Origin of the sequence: Flavobacterium circumlabens (assembly GCF_004345565.1) — a bacterium.
Taxonomy (GTDB): domain Bacteria; phylum Bacteroidota; class Bacteroidia; order Flavobacteriales; family Flavobacteriaceae; genus Flavobacterium; species Flavobacterium circumlabens.
In genome coordinates this window covers 288,202-310,176 of the sequence record NZ_SLWA01000001.1, presented here as the reverse complement: position 1 = coordinate 310,176, position 21,975 = coordinate 288,202, and the positions used below count along the sequence as shown (strand labels likewise).

General features: G+C 35.8%; 18 protein-coding genes and 1 riboswitch. Of the genes, 16 read left to right on the top strand and 2 right to left on the bottom strand.

The window, feature by feature from the left end; all coding sequences use genetic code 11:
• Positions 1-234 precede the first annotated feature (234 nt).
• A complete protein-coding gene (gene metK, locus EV142_RS01280) occupies positions 235-1,485 on the bottom strand; it encodes a methionine adenosyltransferase (protein ID WP_132031957.1) in 1,251 nt (416 codons plus the stop codon).
• A gap of 534 nt (positions 1,486-2,019) precedes the next feature.
• On the opposite strand from metK, the gene EV142_RS01275 reads away from it, so the two are divergent.
• The 12 genes from EV142_RS01275 (at position 2,020) to EV142_RS01220 (ending at position 16,622) form a co-directional block, all read left to right on the top strand.
• Positions 2,020-4,866: a TonB-dependent receptor plug domain-containing protein gene (locus EV142_RS01275; RefSeq protein WP_132031955.1), complete on the top strand. Its 2,847-nt coding sequence runs from the start codon at positions 2,020-2,022 to the stop codon at positions 4,864-4,866.
• 386 nt (positions 4,867-5,252) lie between these two features.
• On the top strand, positions 5,253-5,441 hold the full coding sequence (locus tag EV142_RS01270; protein WP_132031953.1) for a hypothetical protein: 189 nt from the start codon (positions 5,253-5,255) through the stop codon (positions 5,439-5,441).
• Positions 5,442-5,495: 54 nt separating this feature from the next.
• Complete coding sequence (locus EV142_RS01265) at positions 5,496-6,797, top strand: O-acetylhomoserine aminocarboxypropyltransferase/cysteine synthase family protein (RefSeq protein WP_132031951.1); 1,302 nt, start codon at positions 5,496-5,498, stop codon at positions 6,795-6,797.
• A 216-nt stretch (positions 6,798-7,013) separates the two neighbouring features.
• A complete protein-coding gene (locus EV142_RS01260; protein WP_132031948.1) occupies positions 7,014-8,102 on the top strand; it encodes a homoserine dehydrogenase family protein in 1,089 nt (362 codons plus the stop codon).
• 630 nt (positions 8,103-8,732) lie between these two features.
• Entirely contained in the window at positions 8,733-8,936 is a 204-nt protein-coding gene (locus EV142_RS01255; protein WP_132031946.1) for a hypothetical protein, read from the top strand.
• Positions 8,937-9,123: 187 nt separating this feature from the next.
• A riboswitch (SAM riboswitch) is annotated at positions 9,124-9,232 on the top strand.
• A gap of 77 nt (positions 9,233-9,309) precedes the next feature.
• Positions 9,310-10,293 (top strand): alpha/beta fold hydrolase, encoded by a 984-nt coding sequence (locus tag EV142_RS01250; RefSeq protein WP_238698627.1) that lies wholly within the window; start codon positions 9,310-9,312, stop codon positions 10,291-10,293.
• 1 nt (position 10,294) lies between these two features.
• Entirely contained in the window at positions 10,295-12,709 is a 2,415-nt protein-coding gene (thrA, locus tag EV142_RS01245) for a bifunctional aspartate kinase/homoserine dehydrogenase I (RefSeq protein WP_132031942.1), read from the top strand.
• 113 nt (positions 12,710-12,822) lie between these two features.
• Positions 12,823-13,539, top strand: coding sequence for a hypothetical protein (locus EV142_RS01240; protein WP_132031940.1), 717 nt, complete (start codon positions 12,823-12,825; stop codon positions 13,537-13,539).
• A gap of 77 nt (positions 13,540-13,616) precedes the next feature.
• Entirely contained in the window at positions 13,617-14,048 is a 432-nt protein-coding gene (locus EV142_RS01235) for an OsmC family protein (RefSeq protein WP_132031938.1), read from the top strand.
• 126 nt (positions 14,049-14,174) lie between these two features.
• Entirely contained in the window at positions 14,175-15,347 is a 1,173-nt protein-coding gene (locus tag EV142_RS01230) for a trans-sulfuration enzyme family protein (protein WP_132031936.1), read from the top strand.
• 195 nt (positions 15,348-15,542) lie between these two features.
• Entirely contained in the window at positions 15,543-16,052 is a 510-nt protein-coding gene (locus EV142_RS01225; protein ID WP_132031934.1) for an RDD family protein, read from the top strand.
• Positions 16,053-16,211: 159 nt separating this feature from the next.
• Positions 16,212-16,622 (top strand): RrF2 family transcriptional regulator, encoded by a 411-nt coding sequence (locus EV142_RS01220; RefSeq protein WP_132031932.1) that lies wholly within the window; start codon positions 16,212-16,214, stop codon positions 16,620-16,622.
• A gap of 39 nt (positions 16,623-16,661) precedes the next feature.
• Here EV142_RS01220 and EV142_RS01215 read toward each other — a convergent pair whose 3' ends face one another.
• On the bottom strand, positions 16,662-17,444 hold the full coding sequence (locus tag EV142_RS01215; RefSeq protein WP_132031930.1) for a sulfite exporter TauE/SafE family protein: 783 nt from the start codon (positions 17,442-17,444) through the stop codon (positions 16,662-16,664).
• 311 nt (positions 17,445-17,755) lie between these two features.
• Here EV142_RS01215 and EV142_RS01210 point away from each other — a divergent pair, with 311 nt between their 5' ends.
• The 4 genes from EV142_RS01210 (at position 17,756) to EV142_RS01195 (ending at position 21,868) form a co-directional block, all read left to right on the top strand.
• Positions 17,756-18,658 carry a sulfite exporter TauE/SafE family protein gene (locus tag EV142_RS01210; RefSeq protein ID WP_132031928.1) on the top strand — a complete coding sequence of 301 codons (903 nt, stop codon included), beginning with the start codon at positions 17,756-17,758 and terminating at the stop codon, positions 18,656-18,658.
• A 25-nt stretch (positions 18,659-18,683) separates the two neighbouring features.
• A complete protein-coding gene (locus EV142_RS01205) occupies positions 18,684-19,394 on the top strand; it encodes a phosphoadenylyl-sulfate reductase (protein ID WP_132031926.1) in 711 nt (236 codons plus the stop codon).
• A 201-nt stretch (positions 19,395-19,595) separates the two neighbouring features.
• Positions 19,596-20,495: a sulfate adenylyltransferase subunit CysD gene (gene cysD / locus EV142_RS01200; protein ID WP_127337837.1), complete on the top strand. Its 900-nt coding sequence runs from the start codon at positions 19,596-19,598 to the stop codon at positions 20,493-20,495.
• 128 nt (positions 20,496-20,623) lie between these two features.
• On the top strand, positions 20,624-21,868 hold the full coding sequence (locus EV142_RS01195; protein WP_132031924.1) for a sulfate adenylyltransferase subunit 1: 1,245 nt from the start codon (positions 20,624-20,626) through the stop codon (positions 21,866-21,868).
• The last annotated feature ends 107 nt before the right edge of the window (positions 21,869-21,975 follow it).

Here is a 21,975-nt window from a genome sequence, read left to right as displayed (position 1 = left end):
AATTGGTGTAGTGGTGAGATAATTGGTCGTTGGCAGTGAAGCTAAAAGGGTACTGTTTATAGCGATTCGACCTTTCTTTTTAGGCAAAATAAAAGCCCGATTTCTAATTTCCAGAAATCGGGCCTTTTTATGTTTAAGAGTAAAGATTGTCAAAAAATTGTCAAAAAATCCAACAATCTAAAATCTAAAAATCTAAGACAGTCTAAGAATATAAGACAGTCTAATAATCTAAATTTACAATCCAAATTCAGCTTTTACTTTATCTACGAAATCAAGTTTTTCCCAGGTAAATAATTCAACAGTAACTGTTTTTACATGTCCTCCCGGAGCAGAAAAAGTTTTAGTTACCACTTCCGGTTGACGTCCCATGTGTCCGTAAGCAGCAGTTTCGCTATAAATAGGGTTTCTTAATTTCAAACGCTGCTCAATAAAGTAAGGGCGCATATCAAAGATAGCCTCTACTTTTTTAGCGATTTCACCGTTTGTTAGGTTTACTTTAGAAGTTCCGTAAGTATCAATAAAGATTCCCATTGGTTCAGCCACACCAATTGCATAAGAAACCTGTACTAAGATTTCGTCAGCAACACCTGCAGCCACTAAGTTTTTAGCGATATGACGTGTAGCATAAGCAGCACTTCTGTCTACTTTACTCGGGTCTTTTCCGGAGAAAGCACCACCACCGTGAGCACCTTTTCCACCGTATGTATCAACAATGATTTTTCTTCCTGTTAAACCAGTATCTCCGTGAGGTCCTCCAATTACGAATTTTCCTGTCGGGTTAATGTGATACTGAATTTTATCATTGAATAAATGAGCGTGAGCCGGATTTTTGGCAATGATTCTCGGAATCAAAATCTCGATAATATCTTTTTTGATTTTAGCCAGCATGGTAGCTTCTTCCTCAAAATCATCGTGTTGAGTTGAAATTACAATCGCATCAATACGAGTTGGTTTATTGTCATCACTATATTCTAGAGTAACCTGAGATTTTGCATCAGGACGTAAATAAGTGATTTCTTTGTTTTCGCGTCTTAAGATCGCAAGTTCCTGTAATAGTTTATGAGATAAATCAAGTGCCAGTGGCATGTAATTTTCTGTTTCGTTAGTTGCGTAACCAAACATCATTCCCTGATCTCCTGCACCTTGTTCTTCTGGCTTCGCTCTGTCAACACCCTGATTAATATCGGCAGATTGTTCGTGAATGGCCGAAAGAATTCCACAAGAATTCGCTTCAAACATGTATTCACTTTTAGTGTAACCGATTTTACGGATTACATCACGAGCAATTTGCTGAACATCAAGATAGGTATTCGATTTTACCTCACCGGCCAAAATTACCTGACCCGTTGTCACTAAAGTTTCACATGCTACTTTTGAATTAGCATCAAATGCCAGAAAGTTGTCAATTAATGCATCCGAAATTTGATCTGCAACTTTGTCTGGATGCCCTTCACTAACAGATTCTGACGTAAATAAATAAGCCATAATAATTTATTAAATTAAAATTAAGCGAGGTAAAATTGCTAAAAAAGGCTAAAGGAGAGTTTCTGCTTTAGCATTTTTTACTACTGAAATAAAAACATTTCAGTATTCATAACGAACCATTTCATTATGAAGAGGTTGCAATCAGTTCAAATTTTTCCTCTGTATTCGAGTGCAAAGTTATAAAACCATTTTGATTTGCAAATTAAAGTTATGTTTTTTTTATTTTATTAAATATAAATTTAACATATCATACTAATTTGATAGGGTAATAGAAATATTTTTGATTTTTCTTTGGCGGTTCCAAAAAAAGTTATCAAATTTGCCCAATCAAAAGAAAAGAAAATATGAAATCAATCTCTAAAAACATGTCTTGTATGATGCCGGAAGCTTCCGCAGAGATACTATTGTAGATTATTTTTAAGATATAAAACAAGAACCTCTGCCAGCTGCAGAGGTTTTTTTTGCTCTAAACTGAAATAAATTAACAATTAAATCCAATTATAAATCAGAATAATTATATCCAAATTAAATAAGATGAAAAATAAATTACTAGTACTTTTTGGCTTAGCTACCTTCTCCGGATTGTACGCTCAGGACAGTAAAACAGAAACGGATAGTTTGCAGAACAACGAATTGTCTGAAGTGACAATCGTAGGTTCCAGAAGTAAAAACAGGGTAAAAACAGATGTGCCTGTTCCTGTTGATATATTCAACATTTCAGAAATAACCAAAGGTGCCCCGCAAACAAGCGTGACGCAAATATTAAATTATGTAGCACCCTCTTTCACCAGTAATCCAACTTCTACTGCAGATGGAACAGATCACGTTGATCCGGCACAATTAAGAGGTTTGGGACCGGATCAGGTTTTAATTCTGGTCAACGGGAAAAGAAGGCATACCAGTGCTTTGGTAAATATAAACGGATCTCCGGGAAGAGGTTCCGTGGGTACGGATTTAAATGAAATTCCATCGTATGCGATCGAGCGAATTGAAGTTTTAAGAGACGGGGCTGCCGCACAATATGGTTCAGATGCCATTGCCGGAGTCATCAATATTGTACTGAAAAAGAATGCAAAATATGTTTCAGGCGATATCCAGTACGGAGCTAATCTGTCCTCCGGTTCCAACAATTTTGAAGGCGGAAGTGACGGGCAATCTTTGCAATTGGATTTAAATTACGGAACCTCTTTGGGTAAAGCAGGAAGTTACCTGAATTTTACGGGAAGTGCCGTTACCAGACAGGCAACAAGCCGCGCCGGAATCAGGAATAATGCTATTTTTAATGCGTACAATGCTGTTGAAAACAGAGCGGCTCAGAACGGAGTTCAGGTGAATTCCTTGTTCAGCAATATTAATACGACGCCCAATTCGGCTCAGATTATAAGTACTTTGCAGCAATATGCCCCACAGGTTAGCTATTTTACACCGGCACAGCAAACGGCTATTGCTTCTGCATCTACAATTGCTCAGATTCAGACGGCTTTAAATTTTGATGTTACCAATAACGAACTTAATTACAGAGGTCAGCAAAGAAGCGATTATAATATGAGCGTTGGTCAGTCAGAACTGGCTACAGGACAATTGTATTATAATGGAAAATATCCTTTAACAGATCTGACATCCCTTTATTCTTTTGGGGGAGTTTCCTATAGAAACGGAAAATCGTATGCTTTCAACAGGCTTCCAAACGGTTCCGGAACTTTCACGCAAGTGTATTCCAACGGATTTTTGCCGGAAATAGAATCAGACATTTTAGACGCTTCTGCGGCAGTAGGAATCACTACTCAGTTATTCGGATTTGATACGGATATCAGTTCAAACCTTGGAACAAACTCTTTTAAATATGGTGTAAACAATACCATAAATGCAACGTTAGGAACGGCATCACCCACTAGTTTTGATGCCGGTAAGGTTTCGTTTTTGCAAAGTACCACTAACCTGGATTTTACCAAAAAACTGGATGTACTGAAGGGTTTAAATGTTGCTTTTGGAGGCGAATTCAGATACGAAAATTATCAGATAAAAGCCGGAGAACAAGCCTCTTACGGATTGTACGACGTAAACGGAAATTTTGTTTCCGGAGCATTGCCAACGACTTCACCCTTAATTGTGACCGATTTTTTTGGAAACAAGCGTGGCGCAGGAGCACAGGGATTTTCAGGTTTTCAGCCCGCGGATGCTAAAGAAAAAGACAGGAAAAGTGTTGCCGCTTATGTCGATTTAGAACTAAACCCGACAGAAAACTGGCTTTTAAACGGAGCAGTACGTTTTGAGAACTATTCAGATTTTGGAAATACGGTGATTTTTAAATTAGCGTCTCTTTTAAAATTAAATGATTTTATCAATTGGAGAGTTTCAGGCCAAACCGGATTCAGAGCGCCATCGCTGCAGCAAAAATATTTCGAAACCAGTTCTACTCAGTTTATTAATGGTTCCCCTTATCAGGTAGGTTATTTTACAAATGACTCTGATGCGGCAAAAAGTATCGGTGTGGAAAATTTAAAACCGGAAAAATCCAAAAGCGTCAGTACAGGATTTACATTCAAAATTCCATCGGCCAATATTACGATTGCTACTGATGCTTATTTCACAAGAATCGACGACAGAGTAGTTTTAACGGGTCAGTATTCAAGACCAACAGACGCACAAATCGGAGGGGCAACATCACCAGAGCAGGCAGAAGCCTTAACATTATTTCAGGAAGCCTTTGATTTAAAAGGTGTGGAAAGAGCTTCTTTCTGGACCAACGGAATCAACTCTGAAACAAAGGGAGTAGATGTCGTGATTTCTCAGAAATATGATGTAATTCAGGATTTCACTATTAGAAACGATTTTGCAATCAGTTATAATGAAACCAAAAGAGTAGGCGATTTAAATGTTCCGCAATCTATCATTAATGCCGGCGGAGAACCTTTTAAATATTCCTTTTTTCCGGAGTCCAGCAGAGTGTATCTGGAAGAAGCAATTCCGAAATTGAAAGCCAATTTAACAACGACTTTCAATATTAAAAAACTGGATATTTATTTAAGAAACAGTTATTTCGGAAAAGTAACAGATCCGGGAGCGACAGATGCGAACTTAGATGGGTTTTCTTCCGTGTACGAGCATCCGGAATACAGCGCAAAAATTGTAACTGATTTATCTTTCGGATATCAGATCAGTGAAAAATTCAGAGTGACGCTTGGTGTTAATAATATAGGTGATGTTTATCCGGACAGAAATAATCCGTCAACACCGGCCTTTACAAACACAACCCCAACATTGTCACCGGCTCCGAGTACAGATTTAACGAATGCCAATCAGTTTGCATACTCCAGAGCGGTCTCACAATTCGGATTAAATGGAAGATTTGGTTTCGCGCGTTTGAGTTTTAAATTTTAAATGAAAAAAAACCTTTCAGATCAAAATCAGCGAAAGCCTGATCTGAAAAGGGTTTGCAAAGAATTTCAGAAGAATTTTCAACGCTGATTTCTTTTTTAAATGTTAAATTATATATTTCTGCTTGGTAGTTACAAAATAGTTATTATATTTACTCTATCAAATTAGTAGAACTAAAAAAATTAAGTGTTTTTAAATTAATACAATTTTACAAGATGAAAACAATTGCAGACAAAAGAATGATATGTTGTATGATGCGTAAATGCGCCCCGATCTGCTGTTGCCAAAAGTGAAAGATAAATCTTTGTTATAGTTAAAACTATAAACCCTTTTGGTCAGCCAGCCAAAAGGGTTTTTTATTTCAACATTTTTTAAAAAAAAATATAATCATGAAAACAACAAATAAATATTCAGGAACTATACAGTGGTTGTCTGATGCAGAGTCTCAAAGCAGCATCATTTCGATAGCAGGTACACAAACAGAAAAAAAGCCACGCAGGCAAGATTCTTCTTTAAGAAGCCCGAAGTCAGTACTGTTTCAAATTTATGAACTTGGAGAAAAAAAACTTTCCAATTAAAATAAGCCAATCACAATTCAACATACTATTTAACAATATAAAAAATAAGAAATCATGAGCACACCAAAATTTGCAACAAACGCACTACACGCAGGACACGATGTTACTAAAAACGGGGGAACAAGAGCAGTGCCCATTTATCAGACATCTTCTTATGTCTTTAACAATTCAGATCATGCAGCCAATTTATTTGGTCTTGCCGAAGCCGGATTTATCTACACCCGATTAAACAATCCGACAAATGATATTCTGGAACAACGACTGGCAGCGCTAGAAGGTGGAATTGCAGCTGTTGTTACCGCTTCCGGCGCATCGGCAATTGCAACCACTTTCCTGACTTTGCTGAAAGCAGGCGATCATATTGTAGCATCAAATAGCTTGTATGGCGGAACATATAACTTATTGAAAGTGACTTTGCCGAGATTAGGAATCACAACAACTTTTGTGGATCCGTCTGATGCAAAAAACTTCACCAGAGCAGCAAAAGAAAACACAAGAGCTTTCTTTGTAGAATCCTTAGGGAATCCAAAATTAGATGTATTGGATCTTAAATCGATTTCGGCAGAAGCCAAAGCCTTCAAAGTGCCTTTTATTGTAGACAATACAGTTGCTACTCCTTATTTATTGAAACCAATCGAATACGGAGCAAATATCGTAATTCACTCCTTAACCAAATATATTTCAGGAAACGGAACTTCATTAGGAGGTGCTATCATTGATGCCGGAACTTTTGACTGGTCCAACGGAAAATTTCCTGAATTTACGGAACCTTCAGCAGGATATCATGGTTTGGTGTACCATGAAGCTCTGGGAAATGCAGCTTTCATTGCAAAAGCAAGAATAGAAGGTTTACGTGATTTTGGTTCTGCTTTGAGTCCGTTCAATGCCTTTCAGATCATTCAGGGATTAGAAACATTGCCAATCCGAATTAAGAAACACAGCGAAAATGCTTTGGCTCTGGCCGAATGGCTAGAGAAACAGGAAGAAGTAGTCTGGGTAAATTATCCGGGTCTGAAATCAAACAAATATTTTGATCTGGCCCAGAAATATCTTCCTGAGGGACAAAGCGGAATTATCACTTTCGGATTAAAAGGCGGTTTTGATGCCGCTAAAAAAGTGGTGGACGAAACTAAATTATTCTCTCTTCTGGCGAATATCGGCGATACCAAATCACTGATTATTCATCCGGCAAGCACCACACATCAGCAATTGACAGATGCGGAACAACTGGAAACAGGAGTTTATAAAGATTTGGTTCGTCTTTCTGTCGGAATCGAGGATATCGAGGATTTAATTGCCGATCTGCAAACTGTTTTCGCAAGCGTTACGCAATCGCAATACAGCATTAAAAATTAGGTTTTTTTGTTTTTTGTTTGAAAAATTGCCTTTAGCAATGTGAGTTTTGCTAGAGGTGATTTTTTATGAAAAACGTTCATTATAAAGGTTTTAAAAATAAAATTTTAAACCATAAGTATTATAAGTTCATTTAAAATTGGGCTTGCTTTACTTAACTGAACTTATAATAGTTATGTAGTTTACTTAACCTAAAAATGGTTTTTAAAAATTAAAATTATGTCAAAGCTTAGAATAAATATTATCCTTTTTGGAATTGGTAATATCGGGAGCACTTTAATCAATCAGATTATCGAAAGTCAGGAGTTTTTTCTTCAGAACAGAAACATTGATTTTCATTTTCCGATTATCACCAATTCAACCGTTGCTTTTTTCGAGAAAGAAGGCGTAGGATATGCATGGGAAACCAATTTTGTTCAACTGGCAGTGCCTTTTAGAGTCGAGGATATTGTTGAATTTGCCAAAGAAAATGAATTCGAAAACTTAATTGCCGTTGATGCCACAGCGAGTGATGAATTGATCAGTCATTATAACACCTTAATTCAGAACGGTTTTAATATTGTTGCGGTAAATAAAAAAGCCAATACTTTACCAATCGAACTTTATAAAGAAATAAGGCAGAATCTGAAAAAGTACGATAAAGAGTTTTTGTATGAAACTTCGGTTGATACCGGATTTCCGGTTTTACAGACGCTAAGGGACTTGTATTCTTCAGGAGAAAAAATCACTAAGATAAGAGGCGTTTTTTCAGACAACCTGAGTTATGTCTTTAATCGGTTTTCGTCAGATGAAACATCTTTTTCTTCAATCTTAAAAGATGCCACTCTTTTAGGTTTCATGCGTTCTACTTTCAAGGAAGATTTATCGGGAAATGATACGGCAAGAAAATTATTGATCTTAACGAGGGAAATTGGAAAAGATTTTGAGCTTTCTGACATTAAAATCAATTCATTGATAAAAGAAGAATACCTGGAGAAAAACGGTACGCTGAATAAAGAAGCGATTGACAGATCCTTCAAGATTGCCAAAATTACCCAGGCTGATAATCATGTGCTTCGATATGTGGGGGAATTTGATGTTCAGAAAAACACGCTTGAAGTGAAATTGGTCTCCGAACCGGTCACATCGGCCATAGGACAATTAAAAGGTTCTGACACGATTTTTGAAATCTTCACACAGTCTTACGCGGACGTCCCGATTGTAATCAAAAGTGCATCAGCTTGTAAGCAGGCAATCTCCCGCGGAATTATTAGTGACATTTTGAAAGTAGCAGAGAAGATTAAAAATAAAGAAGCAGTTTGGCTGTAAAGTATTCTTAATGAGTAAATAAGAAAAAAAAGTTCTTTGATAAACTGATTTGAGAAGATAAATTAGAAAGACAAAAGTGTTTAATTGTAGGTTTTAACTTAGTTATATTAAAATTATTTTTTTGTAAGATGTTTTTTAACGTTAAAAGAGTGTTTTTTAACGTTTTTTGTAATTAAATTCTTCATTTTTATTTGTGTAGTCAAAATAATATTTGCATATTTGTTAAACCCAAAAGCTACTAAATCAAATGAATTTAAATGTCTACAAAATGTTTTGTGCCATTTCGGTTAAAACCGTTGGGAAGTCTATTGCTTAAAATTGTAAAACAATAAAAATATAGCAAAGCCTCCCGAAATTTTTGAGAGGCTTTTTAAATTTATACAGATGCAGAAATTTTTTAAAATAACAAATAATTCACAGATGAATAAGTCCCTACAGATGAACAAGATGTTTAGCGTCGCACGTATTTGTGCATGCGTCTGTTGATACTAAAAGAATATACAAGTTGTAAAAAACTTAAACCCTTTTGGTATTGTGACCCAAAAGGGTTTTTTTATTCCTTTTGGCGGGGTAACAATTAAATAAACAAATAATAAAGATAAAACGATAACTTACTTAAACTTAAATACTATGAGCACATTAAACTACCTGACAAAGAAATTTTCTGCATTGAAAAACCTGAGAGAAAAAAGAAACAATCCGCCGCCGCCGGTAAATGAATTGGCTCATCCAAGCTTCGGAATTACGGAAACAGATAAAAACGCAGAAAAAAAAGCACCAAATTCATTATTGTTTTTGATGTATTCTAAAGAAAATGAAACACTTTTCATTTAAATCGAAAAGCATCATCAGATAGGGGTAATCCTGCTTAATTTTACTGGGCGCAACGTTCGGTGATTTTTTGCGTACCATAATTTTAGATTGAATTATATTCAGGAATTTGAAGAATCAATTCAGATAAATTTGCTTGTTTAAGAAAATAGTAGTTAATTTGCACCGTTAAGTTCAGACACGTATTGAAATGTTATAAAGAAAGGACGAGGGATTAGACCCGATGAATCCTTAGCAACCCTTCGTTAATTCGAAGAAGGTGCTGCATTCTACCACGCCCAAACGTGGAAAGATAACAACAAGAATTTGTCTGGTTCCGTCCAGACTTTCTTTCTAATATTTCCTCATACAAATCAATAATACAACAGATTTGAAATTGGAAAATATACCAAACCCTATAGACATTCAAAATTTCACCACAGAAAATGGTGCGGTTTACCATTCGTTACCCTTAAGTTTTACCATTGCCGGCTTGTCTTTACACAGCGCACCCGTTGTTTTGGTTAATCATGCCCTGACAGGAAATGCTGAGGTTACCGGTGAAAATGGATGGTGGAATGACTTAATCGGACCTGATAAAACCATAGATACTAATCTTTACACGGTATTAGCATTTAATGTTCCGGGTAATGGAGCTGATTCCTTTATCGTTGAAAAGTATCAGGATTTTACCACCAGGGATGTTGCCGCAATTTTTATAAAAGGACTTGAATTTCTAAAAATAGAGCAGGTGCATACCATCATCGGAGGTTCCGTGGGAGGTGGAATTGCCTGGGAAATGCTGGCACTTGAACCTGACATTACTCAAAATTTAATACCGATTGCAACAGACTGGAAATCGACAGACTGGATGATTGCGAATTGTTATTTACAGGAACAAATCCTGAACAATTCCTCAAGACCCATAGAAGATGCCCGAATTCATGCGATGCTGTGTTACAGGTCTCCGGAATCCTTCAAAGAAAAATTTCAACGCACTGTCAATACCAGCCTTTCAATCTTTAATATAGAAAGCTGGCTGGCACATCACGGAGAAAAATTGCAAAAGAGATACCAATTATCATCCTATAAACTGATGAATCAATTGCTCAAAACCATAGATATTACCAGAAACAGTGCCGATTTTGAGACATTGTTGTCTAAAACAAATGCTGATATTCATATTATCGGAATCAATTCAGATTTGTTTTTTACGGCAAAAGAAAATCGGGAAACGTATCAGGAATTAAAAAAAATCAAAGACAATGTTTATTACAGCGAAATAGATTCCGTACACGGACATGACGCTTTCTTAATCGAGTACAAACAATTAGACCATTTACTTGCCGATATTTTTAAGGCAGAAACAATAAAAAGATAAAATGAAAATATTAAAATTTGGCGGCAAATCACTATCAAACGGAGAAGGACTTAACAAAGTTGTTTCGATTATTACAGATAAAATAAATCAGGGCGAGAAAATTGCCGTTGTGGTTTCTGCCCGCGGAAATGCTACTGATGAATTAGAAGATATTTTAACAATTGCCTCTAAAAACGGAAATTACAAGCCGTTATTAGAAAGTTTTAAAACCTATCAGATTTCAGATTATCCACAGGTTGATTTTTCGGAAGAATTTAATGTGCTGGATAAACTTTTTGAAGGAGTCAGCCTAATTGGTGATTACAGTAACAAAATCAAAGATCAGATTTTATCTAAAGGTGAATTGCTTTCGGCTAAATTACTGACTGCAATTCTGATTGAAAAAGGGATTCCTGCCAATTTTGTAGACACCAGGGAATTGCTGAAAACAGATTCCAAATTTGGTGATGCACAGCCTTTAGAACAGCTTTCCAAGAAAAATGTGGTCAATTATTTCAAACAGCATAACGGAGAAACCGTAAATATTGTAACTGGATTTATTGGTTCAAACAACAATAACGATACCACCACTTTAGGAAGAAACGGAAGTAATTATACGGCTTCGTTAATTGCTAATTATTTAAATGCCGAAGAGCTTCAGAACTTCACACACGTTGACGGAATTTACACCGCAAACCCGGATTTGGTTGCCGATGCAAAAAAAATCGAATATTTGTCTTTCAACGAAGCAAACGAGCTCGCTAATTTCGGAGCAACAATTCTTCATGCAAAAACGATAATTCCGTTACTGGAGAAAAATATTCCGCTACGAATTTTAAATACGTTTAATCACGAAAACAGAGGTACATTAATCACTTCTGATGCTACGAAAGAAGGAATTAAAACACTTTCTGTTCTTGAAAATGTTTCGCTGGTAAATCTTGAAGGCCGCGGATTATTGGGGAAAGCAGGTGTTGATGCCCGAATTTTTAAAGTAATGGGCGATCATAATATCAGTGTAAGTATCATTTCTCAGGGTTCTTCAGAAAGAGGAATCGGTCTGGTTGTGGCCACTGATAAAGCTACATTGGCAATGGTTGAATTAGAAAAAGAGTTCGAAAATGACTTTTATTCCAAAGACGTAAATCAAATTACGGTAACTGACAACGTTTCGGTTATTTCGATTATCGGACAGGATTTAAGTACTTTTCATAAACCGTATACCGCTTTAATCAAAAATAAAATTGTTCCAATCCTCTTCAACAACACCGTTACCGGTAAAAACGTGAGTTTGGTGGTTAAGAAATCAGAATTGAACAGAGCGCTAAGTGTAATTCACGGAGAAATTTTCGGAGTTTCCAAAAAAATAAATATTGCGATTTTTGGTCATGGATTAGTGGGTGGAACTTTAATCAATCAGATATTAGAATCAACCACAGCGATTGAAAAACGAAAAGGAATTAAACTTAATGTTTTCGCCATTGCCAATTCCAAAAAAGTAATTTTAAACAAAAAAGGCGTAACTTCAGATTGGAAAAATGAGATTCAGAATAACGGAATTGCTTACACTATAAAAGATGTGATTGCCTTTGCAGATGAGCACCATTTAGAAAACTTAATTGCAATTGATAATACGGCAAGTGCCACTTTTGTAGAAAATTATATTTCACTGATTGAAAGCAGTTTTGACCTGATTTCATCCAATAAAGTGGCGAATACACTAAGCTATGGTTTCTATAAGGAACTGAGAAAATCTTTGTCGGAAAATCAAAAAAATTATCTCTATGAAACCAATGTTGGCGCAGGATTGCCTTTAATTGATACCATAAAACTATTACACCTTTCCGGTGAAAATATTACGAAAATAAAAGGAGTTTTCTCCGGAACCCTGAGTTACTTATTCAATAATTTCTCTGCAAAAGACGCTTCGTTTAGCCAGATTTTACAGGAAGCAATTGATAATGGTTATACAGAACCGGATCCGCGTGAAGATTTATGCGGAAATGACGTAGGAAGAAAATTATTGATTTTGGCAAGGGAACTGGATTTACAAAATGAGTTTGAAGAAATCTCAATTCAGAACCTGATTCCGGAACATTTAAGAGACGGAAATGTTTCCGATTTCCTGACTAAACTAAAAGAATTCGATCCAATTTACGAAAAGATAAAAGCGGATCAAAAACCAAATCACGTATTACGATATATCGGAGAATTGTCAGGTGATTTACAAAATGACAAAGGAATTCTGGAGGTAAAATTAGTTTCAGTTCCTTCAGATACCGCTTTAGGCGGATTGAAAGGTTCTGATTCGTTTTTCGAAATCTACACAGAATCGTACGGAGACCGACCAATCGTAATTCAGGGAGCCGGTGCAGGTTCTGCGGTTACAGCGAGAGGTGTTTTCGGAGATATTTTGAGATTATCGGACAAGGAGTAGTGATTTTAGATTTCTACAGTTGAGAAGTTAAAGTAAATTTTAAAAATTAAAAAAATAAAGAATTTGAAATTTTCAAATTCTCCATGCCCCAAATAAATAAACCTAAAAAAATAATGAAAAAAATCTATCTCCTTTTATGTCTGATATCTTTTACGATGCAGGCAAAATATTATGAAGCTGTTTTAACTTTTGAAAACGGAACGGTTAAAAAAGGATTTGCAGAGCTCGTTGAAATAAATAGTTCTAAAGTTAAATTCAGGCTTACTGAAAAGGGAGATACAGAGAAAATTTTGAGTGAAGAGCTTAAAAAAGTCGAGTATGTGGATAAGGATGGGAATAAATATCAGGCAGAAAGATTATTTGTTCTTCAGGACAAAGGAGAGAAAGGCGTTAAGAAAAGCAGTGATAAATCCTGGTTGTACGTAATTTATGCTAATGGCATTAAACTTACGGTAGACGCACTTCAATCCACTTTCAGGTATAATGCCGTTAACGGTACTTCAACGGGATCCGGAGGAGGTACAATGCTTTATATGGGAAAGGAAAAAGAGGATGGTGTTTATTTTGTCTATATGTTGTCGGCAATGATGTCTGTAAATGTAGGAATGGATAAAGCGGTAAGAAATATTTCAAGCCTTCAGTTTAAAGATTGTCCGGCTTTTTTAGAAGCTGTAAATGCTGAAAATTTCAAAAAAAATACTTTAGCCAATCGTATTATTGAGCTTTATGAAAAAAGCAATTGTAATAAAAAAGAAGTAGTTAAAGCTAAACCGCAGGAAACAAAAGTAAAAGCTAAAACAAAAGCTAAAACAAAAGCTAAAAAGAAATAGCACATTTCCAAAGTTAAAATATTCCTGAGTTCCCATTTTGGAATTCAAAAAACAAAAACACAACAAAAAACAAAAAAATGAAAGTAACCTTAAACAGAGTAAATGATGCATTTCATTTTAAATTAAAAAATGAACGGGGTCATGTAGTTGATGTGGACAGCAGAGCCGAATTTGGAGGAAGCGATTTAGGCGCAAGTCCTATGGAGCTTGTTTTAATGGGCGTTGCAGGATGCAGTGCTATCGATATGATTTCGATTTTAAAAAAACAACGTCAGGAAATAACTTCTTTTAATGCTGAGGTAGAAGGACTTCGTGTTCAGATCGACGAAGCAAAACCTTTTAAGGAAATCAATGTGGTTTTCTACTTAGAAGGTGACATCAATCCGGAAAAGGCACATCGTGCTGCACAGCTTTCTTTTGAGAGATACTGTTCGGTAGCCAAAACGGTTGAACCTACAGCTACAATAAAATACAAAGTTGTACTGAATGATACAGAATTAGGGAATTAGTCAATTAGAGAATTAGATAATTCTCAAATAATGAAAATTCGCATCAAATTCCTTAGTGAATCTTTGTGAAATTTAAAAAGTGATGATTTGTGCTGCTTAGTGCAATTCGTGTTAAACAAAAAAAAAATGAACGAACAAGAATTTGGTTTTGAAACACAGGCCATAAGAACACAATTAGAAAGATCTCAGTATCTGGAGCATTCGGTGCCCTTATACTTATCGTCAAGCTTTGTATTTGAAGATGCAGAAGATATGAGAGCTTCTTTTACAGAAGAAAAAGAAAGAAATATTTACAGCCGTTTCAGCAACCCGAATACGACTGAATTTGTAGATAAAATATGCAAAATGGAAGGTGCCGAAGCCGGATATGCCTTTGCTACCGGAATGGCAGCCGTTTATTCCACTTTTGCAGCCTTGCTAAATGCAGGCGATCATATTGTATCTGCGAGCAGTGTTTTTGGTTCGACTCATGCGTTGTTTATGACGTATTTCCCAAAATGGAATATCGAAACTTCGTATTTTGAGATCAACAAACCGGAAACGATAGAGAGTTTCATTAAGCCTAATACTAAAATATTATACGCGGAGTCCCCTACAAATCCCGGTGTAGATATAATTGATCTGCAATTGTTGGGAGACATTGCCAAAAAACACAATCTGATTTTAATTATTGATAACTGTTTTGCAACACCTTATCTGCAGCAGCCAATTAAGTTTGGAGCGCATTTGGTAGTGCATTCAGCAACCAAATTAATTGACGGTCAGGGTCGTGTTTTAGGCGGAGTGACAGTAGGAAGCGAAGATTTGATCCGACAGATTTATTTATTTTCAAGAAATACAGGTCCGGCTTTGTCTCCGTTTAATGCGTGGATTTTATCTAAAAGTTTGGAAACGCTCGCCATTCGCGTAGAAAAACACTGCGAGAACGCCTTAAAAGTCGCTGAATTTTTAGAAGCACATCCGAATGTGAACAGCGTAAAATATCCGTTTTTGAAATCGCATCCCCAATATGAAATCGCCAAAAAACAGATGCTTTTAGGTGGAAATATCATTGCGTTTGAAATCAAAGGCGGCATAGAAGCAGGACGAAAGTTTTTAGATAAAATAAAACTCTGCTCGCTTTCTGCTAATATTGGAGATACCCGATCAATTGTTACGCACCCGGCTTCAACAACACACAGTAAGTTGTCAGAAGAAGATCAGCTGGCAGTTGGGATTACACAAGGTCTGGTGCGTGTTTCCGTAGGTTTGGAAACCGTAAAAGATGTAATTGCCGATTTAAAACAGGCGCTTTCTTAAATAAATTTTAGACTTTAGATTTCTGATTTTAGATTGTTGGAAACCCATAAAGCAAATTATAAATAACGATTTTTGACTGTAATTTTATTACTGTTAAAAATCGTTATTCTATTTTGTAATTGTTTGGCTAAAAAGTATATTTTTGTTTGGACTAAAATTTAAATACTATTAATAATCATAAACTTAAAACCAAACATGAGTAACTCTACCTACATTCTTGATGACAAATTATTAGTTTCAGGCGGGCAAAGATTTCTTAATTATCTCTTGGATAATATTTTTATTTTAGCGTTAATCTTTCTTCTAGCTGCTTTTTTAGGATTTTTCGGAAGTCTTTTAGGGTTGAACGGATTAGTTGACTGGATGGGTAATATTGGTGATTTAGAAGGAAGAATACTTTTTATTCTTTTCACGATTATTTATTACACCGTTACCGAAGGTTTGTTTGGAAGATCTTTGGCTAAACTAATCACAGGTACAATTGTAGTTGATGAAAATGGTGAAAAACCTGATTTTGGGACTATTCTTAAAAGAAGTTTATGCAGAATAATTCCTTTTGACGGGCTTTCGTTTTTAGGAAGTTCAGGAAGAGGATGGCATGATTCAATGTCTGATACTTATGTAGTGAATAAAAAAGCTTTAGATGAAGAAGTGAAAATATTTCATGAATTTAACTTAATTGGAGTTCAGGAAATAGAATCATAAATCAAAAATAAAGAAGTAATTTGATAGGTAAAGTAGAATTTAAATTCATTTTGTTAGTATTCTCATATAAAAAGCATATTTTTGTTATTTAAAAATATATCGTGTGATTGATTTAGATAAAATCTAAAATCAACACTCTAAAATCTAAAATATTTAAAAGTGCTTTCAAAGAAAACAAAATACGGAATCAAAGCTTTAACTTATTTGGCAAGACGCGAGAATAACGAACCTGTGCAAATTGCTGAAATTGCAAAAAGCGAACATATTTCAATTAAATTCCTGGAAAGTATTTTGTTATTGCTTAGAAACTCTGGTTTTCTGGGTGCTAAAAAAGGAAAAGGCGGTGGTTATTACTTAATCAAAGATCCGAAAGAGATCAGTATGGCCAAAGTGTACCGTATTCTGGAAGGTCCGATTGCATTGCTTCCGTGTGCAAGCCACAATTTTTATGAAAAATGCGATGATTGCGATGATGAGTCAACCTGCGCAGCAAGACGTTTAATGACTGAGGTTAGGGATAATACACTTAAAATACTGGAAAGTAATTCGTTGGCAGATATTGCTTTCTAAGATTCATAAAGCTTTTCTAAGAAATAAAAATAAAAAGATTTAAAAAATCAATTTATAGCCTACCATAAACAACATTACTGCAATAGCGTTTCTGAGGAATAAATCAGGAACTTTTCCACTTAGCATGCTTCCGATGTAAATTCCGGGCAGAGAACCCAATAATAATTGTCCAAGTAAAAGTAAATCCAGATTTCCCATTGAGGCATGCCCTATTCCTGCCACAAGTGTTAAGGGTACAGCGTGCGCGATTTCAGTTCCTACTAATTTAGGAGTAGGCAGCAGCGGATACAGGAAAAATAAAGTCACTGTTCCTAATGCACCCGCACCAATCGAAGTCAGCGTTACCGTAGCGCCTAATAGTACACCAATGGCAACAGTCAGTACATTCTGAGTAGTACTCTCTTTGTGAAATCTGTCGCCGGCATGTTTTTTAGAAAACTTCATAATTCTATTCTTAAACAAAATCGCCACAGAAGTAAAAAGCAATGCCCAGCCTAAACTGTATTTAATCAAAGCATTTAGGGTTGTAATATCAGTCTTGATACTTTCTAATATCCATAAAGTAATTAAGGCAGCCGGAACACTTCCGAGAGAAAGCCAGCCTGTGATCTTCCAGTTAATATTGCTTTTTTTATTATGGACATATACACCGCCCATTTTGGTAAAAGCGGCATACAATAAATCAGTGCCAACTGCGGTCGTAGGAGGAATGTTGAACCACAATAAAATCGGAGTCATCAGAGAACCGCCGCCCACACCAGTCAATCCTACTATAAAACCCACGAATAAACCCGCGATTACAAGTCCTATTTGAAAATCCATAAATAAAAATTTTGCCAAAAATAACAACTAATTCACTATAATCCTATCGATTTTATAGACATTATATGAAGTATTACGTAAATATTTTGCTAAGCCTGTGTTTTTTAGTTCGTTAATAGGCTATGTGATTCTGAATGGTTATCAAATTTATAAAGAAAAGTAAGTTTTATTTTAAATGTTTGAGATTCAGCTCTTTTTTGAATTAAAAAATCCAAATATTATTTTGTTATTTACAAATAAATACTATTTTTGCATAGTAATCTACTAAGCCGATAGGGTAATAGATTAAAAAAAGACATTTCAAAAAAAATATGGAGAAAGGATTGGAAATAAACGCAGTTGAAGTAAAGTCTGAAGTTTCTTTAAAAGAGAGATTATGGATTATCATTCCGGTTGTATTATTAATTGGTTTATTGATAACACTGGGTTATAATCATTATTCGGAATTTACCTGGAATGGATTTGTAGCAGGATTTAATCAGGAGCTTTTGGTTTTTTTCTTAATTGGTGTTTTTGCCCAATTGGTAGACGGTACTTTAGGAATGGGTTACGGAGCAACTTCCACTTCATTTTTACTGGCTTACGGAGTTCCGCCGGTTGTGAGCAGCACTGCGGTTCACGTGTCTGAAATGTTTACAACGGGAGCATCAGCACTTTCACATCACCGATTTGGGAACATCAATAAAAAGCTGGTAAAACATTTGTTGATTCCGGGAGTTTTAGGTTCCATAACAGGAGCGTATTTATTGGCAGATGTCATTAATGGTGATGTTATCAAGCCTTTTATTGCCGTTTACATGATTATTTTGGCTGTTATCATTATCAAAAAGGCCCTGAAAAAAAACATTATAAAAAAGAAAACTAAAAAATTAAGTGTTTTAGCTGTTTTTGGAGGTTTTATGGATTCGGTTGGCGGTGGTGGCTGGGGGCCAATTGTGACTTCAACATTATTAGGAAGAGGAAGAAATCCGAGATACACCATTGGTTCGGTAAATGCAGCAGAGTTTGCGATTTCATTTGCAAGTGGTATCACTTTCATGCTCTTTGGCGGAATCCACGGATGGCAGGTGATTATCGGTTTGATTTTGGGAGGCGTAATTTCGGCACCATTAGCCGCATTTTTAGTAAATAAAATCAAAAGAAAACCAATGATGATTGCGGTTGGAATACTAATCATTTTATTGAGTTTAAAAACATTATCTAAATTATTATAAAATAAGTTTAGAAGGGAAAGAAAATATGAGTGCGACAGTTACAGAATCATTATTAGAAAAAACAAAAGACTTTACACTGGAAGAAACATTGGCTTTTTTGGCTGATGAATATCCGGGGAAAGTAATTTTTTCAACTTCATTTGGACAGGAAGATCAGGTAATTACTGATTTTATCTTTAAAAATGATTTGGCAATCACGGTTTTTACCTTGGATACCGGAAGATTATTTCAGGAAACATATGATGTTTTTCACAGAACATTAAAAAAGTATAAAAAACAGATTGAGGTTTATTTTCCGGAAGCAGCAGCGGTAGAAAATTTACTTCAGACCAAAGGCCCGAACAGTTTTTATGATTCGGTTGAAAACAGAAAAGAATGCTGCTTTATCCGAAAAGTCGTTCCGCTAAGAAAAGCTTTATCCGGAAATGCAGTCTGGATTACGGGTTTAAGAGCCGAGCAATCCGAAAACAGACATGATTTAAATCTGTTTGAATATGACGGAGGTTTTGAAATCATAAAATTCAATCCGCTATTAAAATGGAGTTTAGAAGAAGTAGAAAATCATCTGAAAGAATTTAATGTTCCGCAGAATGCTTTGCACAAAGAAGGTTTTGTAAGCATTGGATGTGCGCCTTGTACAAGAGCAATTTTTCCCGGAGAAGATATCAGAGCCGGAAGATGGTGGTGGGAATCCAGTCATAAGGAATGTGGTTTGCATGGGGCTAAGAAAGACTAGGTAGAAGCAAGAAGCTAGAGGTAAGACTTGGTTCTGGAGAATAGAACAAAGAGTAAAGAATCAAGAATTAAGATTGGAGCAACGGATTTTTAACCTGTTGAACAAAAAGAAACAAAAAAACAGAATAACGAGAGTTTAAGATTTTAGACAAGGTAAAATAACCTGAAACCTGAAACCTGAAACCTGAAACAAAAAAACACAATGAGTTCAGTATTAAAAACAAACGCTTTAGAGAGTGAAGCCATATACATTTTCAGAGAAGTAATTTCACAGTTTGACAAACCGGTTTTACTTTTTTCGGGAGGAAAAGATTCTATAACATTAGTTCGTTTGGCGCAAAAAGCTTTTTTTCCTGCAAAGATTCCGTTTCCTCTTTTACACGTTGATACGGGACACAATTTTCCTGAAACTATTGCTTTCAGAGATAAATTGGTAGAAGAATTAGGGCTAGAGCTGATCGTTCGTAATGTTCAGGATGCTATTGATGAAGGAAAAGTAGTGGAAGAAACCGGAAAATATTCCAGTAGAAACAGCTTACAGACGATCACACTTTTAGATGCCATCGAAGAATTTAAGTTTGATGCCTGTATCGGTGGTGCGCGTCGTGATGAAGAAAAAGCAAGAGCAAAAGAGCGTATTTTTTCAGTTCGTGATGATTTCGGTCAGTGGGACGAAAAAAATCAACGTCCGGAGTTATTTGATATTTTGAATGGAAAAATAGAAAATGGTCAGAACGTTCGTGTTTTTCCAATTTCAAACTGGACAGAGTTAGACGTCTGGAGCTATATTGAGAAAGAGCACATCGAAATTCCATCCATCTATTTTTCACATAAAAGAAAGGTTTTTTTGAGAGACGGTTTAATCTGGTCACATTCTCCTTTTGTGTACCAGGAAGAAGACGAACAAATCGAAGAACGAATTGTTCGCTTCAGAACCGTTGGAGATATGACTTGTACTGCCGCAGTAGATTCTTATGCCGCAACCATTCAGGAAGTAGTAGGGGAAATCAGAACTTCAACCATTTCTGAAAGAGGTGCCAGAATTGATGATAAGCGTTCTGAAGCCGCAATGGAAAAGAGAAAACAACAAGGATACTTTTAATTCAATTAAAAATTTAGAATTAAAAATTAAAATCAAAAACATACAGCTTTAAAATTTGTTAGAGTATTTCAAAAACTTGAAACATTAAACTTGAAACATATTTTTTAAACCTGAAACAAAATACAAGAATGGAAGTTTTAAAAATAGCAACAGCAGGAAGTGTAGATGACGGAAAAAGTACTTTGATCGGAAGATTATTGTACGATACAAAATCATTGACTACGGATAAGATTGAAGCAATCGAAAAAAGCAGCAAACAAAAAGGATACGATTATCTTGATTTCTCATTGGCAACAGATGGTTTGGTAGCCGAAAGGGAACAGGGAATCACGATTGATGTAGCGCATATTTATTTTTCGACTGCAAAGAAAAGTTACATCATTGCCGATACTCCGGGTCATGTGGAATATACCAGAAACATGGTTACGGGAGCTTCAACTTCTCAGGTTTCTATTATTTTGATCGATGCCAGAAAAGGGGTAATTGAGCAAACTTACCGTCACTTTTTTATCAATAATTTATTGAGAGTAAAAGAGGTGATTGTAGCGATCAACAAAATGGATTTAGTGGATTATTCGGAAGAAGTTTTCAATAAAATCAAAGCCGATTTCCAGGCATTAAACGCTAAAAGTACTTTCAAAGAACAAAACGTAAGTTACATTCCGTTAAGTGCGATTAACGGTGGAAATGTAGTCGATAAATCAGAAAACATGACCTGGTACGACGGTCAGACGGTTCTGGAACATTTAGAAGGATTGCATTCTTCGGATGTTTTTGAAGCCGGAAAAGCCCGTTTCCCGGTTCAGACTGTAATTCGTCCTAAAACACAGGAATATCATGATTTTAGAGGATATGCCGGAAAACTGTACGGTAATTCAATAAAAGTAGGAGATGCGGTTACAGTTTTACCTTCTTTAACAGAATCGAAAGTATCTAAAATTCACTTTTTCGATAAAACATTTGATGAAGCCGTTGCAGGTTCTTCCATCACCATCGAATTAGAAAATGATATCAATGTGACAAGAGGCGATATGATTGTAAAGTCATCAGAGCTTCCAAAAATTGACAAAGAAATCAGCACAACCGTCTGTTGGATGGACAGTAAAAAACTGGTTGCCGGTACCAAATATATTGTACAGCACAATACCAACTCCGTTTTGGCGAAAGTGGAAAGTATCAAGAATACGATCTCAACGGACTATTCCGGAACCAAAGAAGCAACACAATTAGCGATCAACGAAATTGGAGAAGTAACGATCAAATTAAGCAAGCCTTTATATTTTGATGCCTACAACGACAATAAATCAAACGGAGCGTTTATCTTAATTGACACCGCAACAAACACCACAGCAGGAGTGGGATTTATTAGATAGTTTCACTGCTGTAAGCAATAAGCTTTAGGCGGTAAGCTTTTAGCAAAAAATGTATAACACGGTACGCAAGAAAGCCTACAGCTTATTGCTTAAAGCCTAAAGCATTA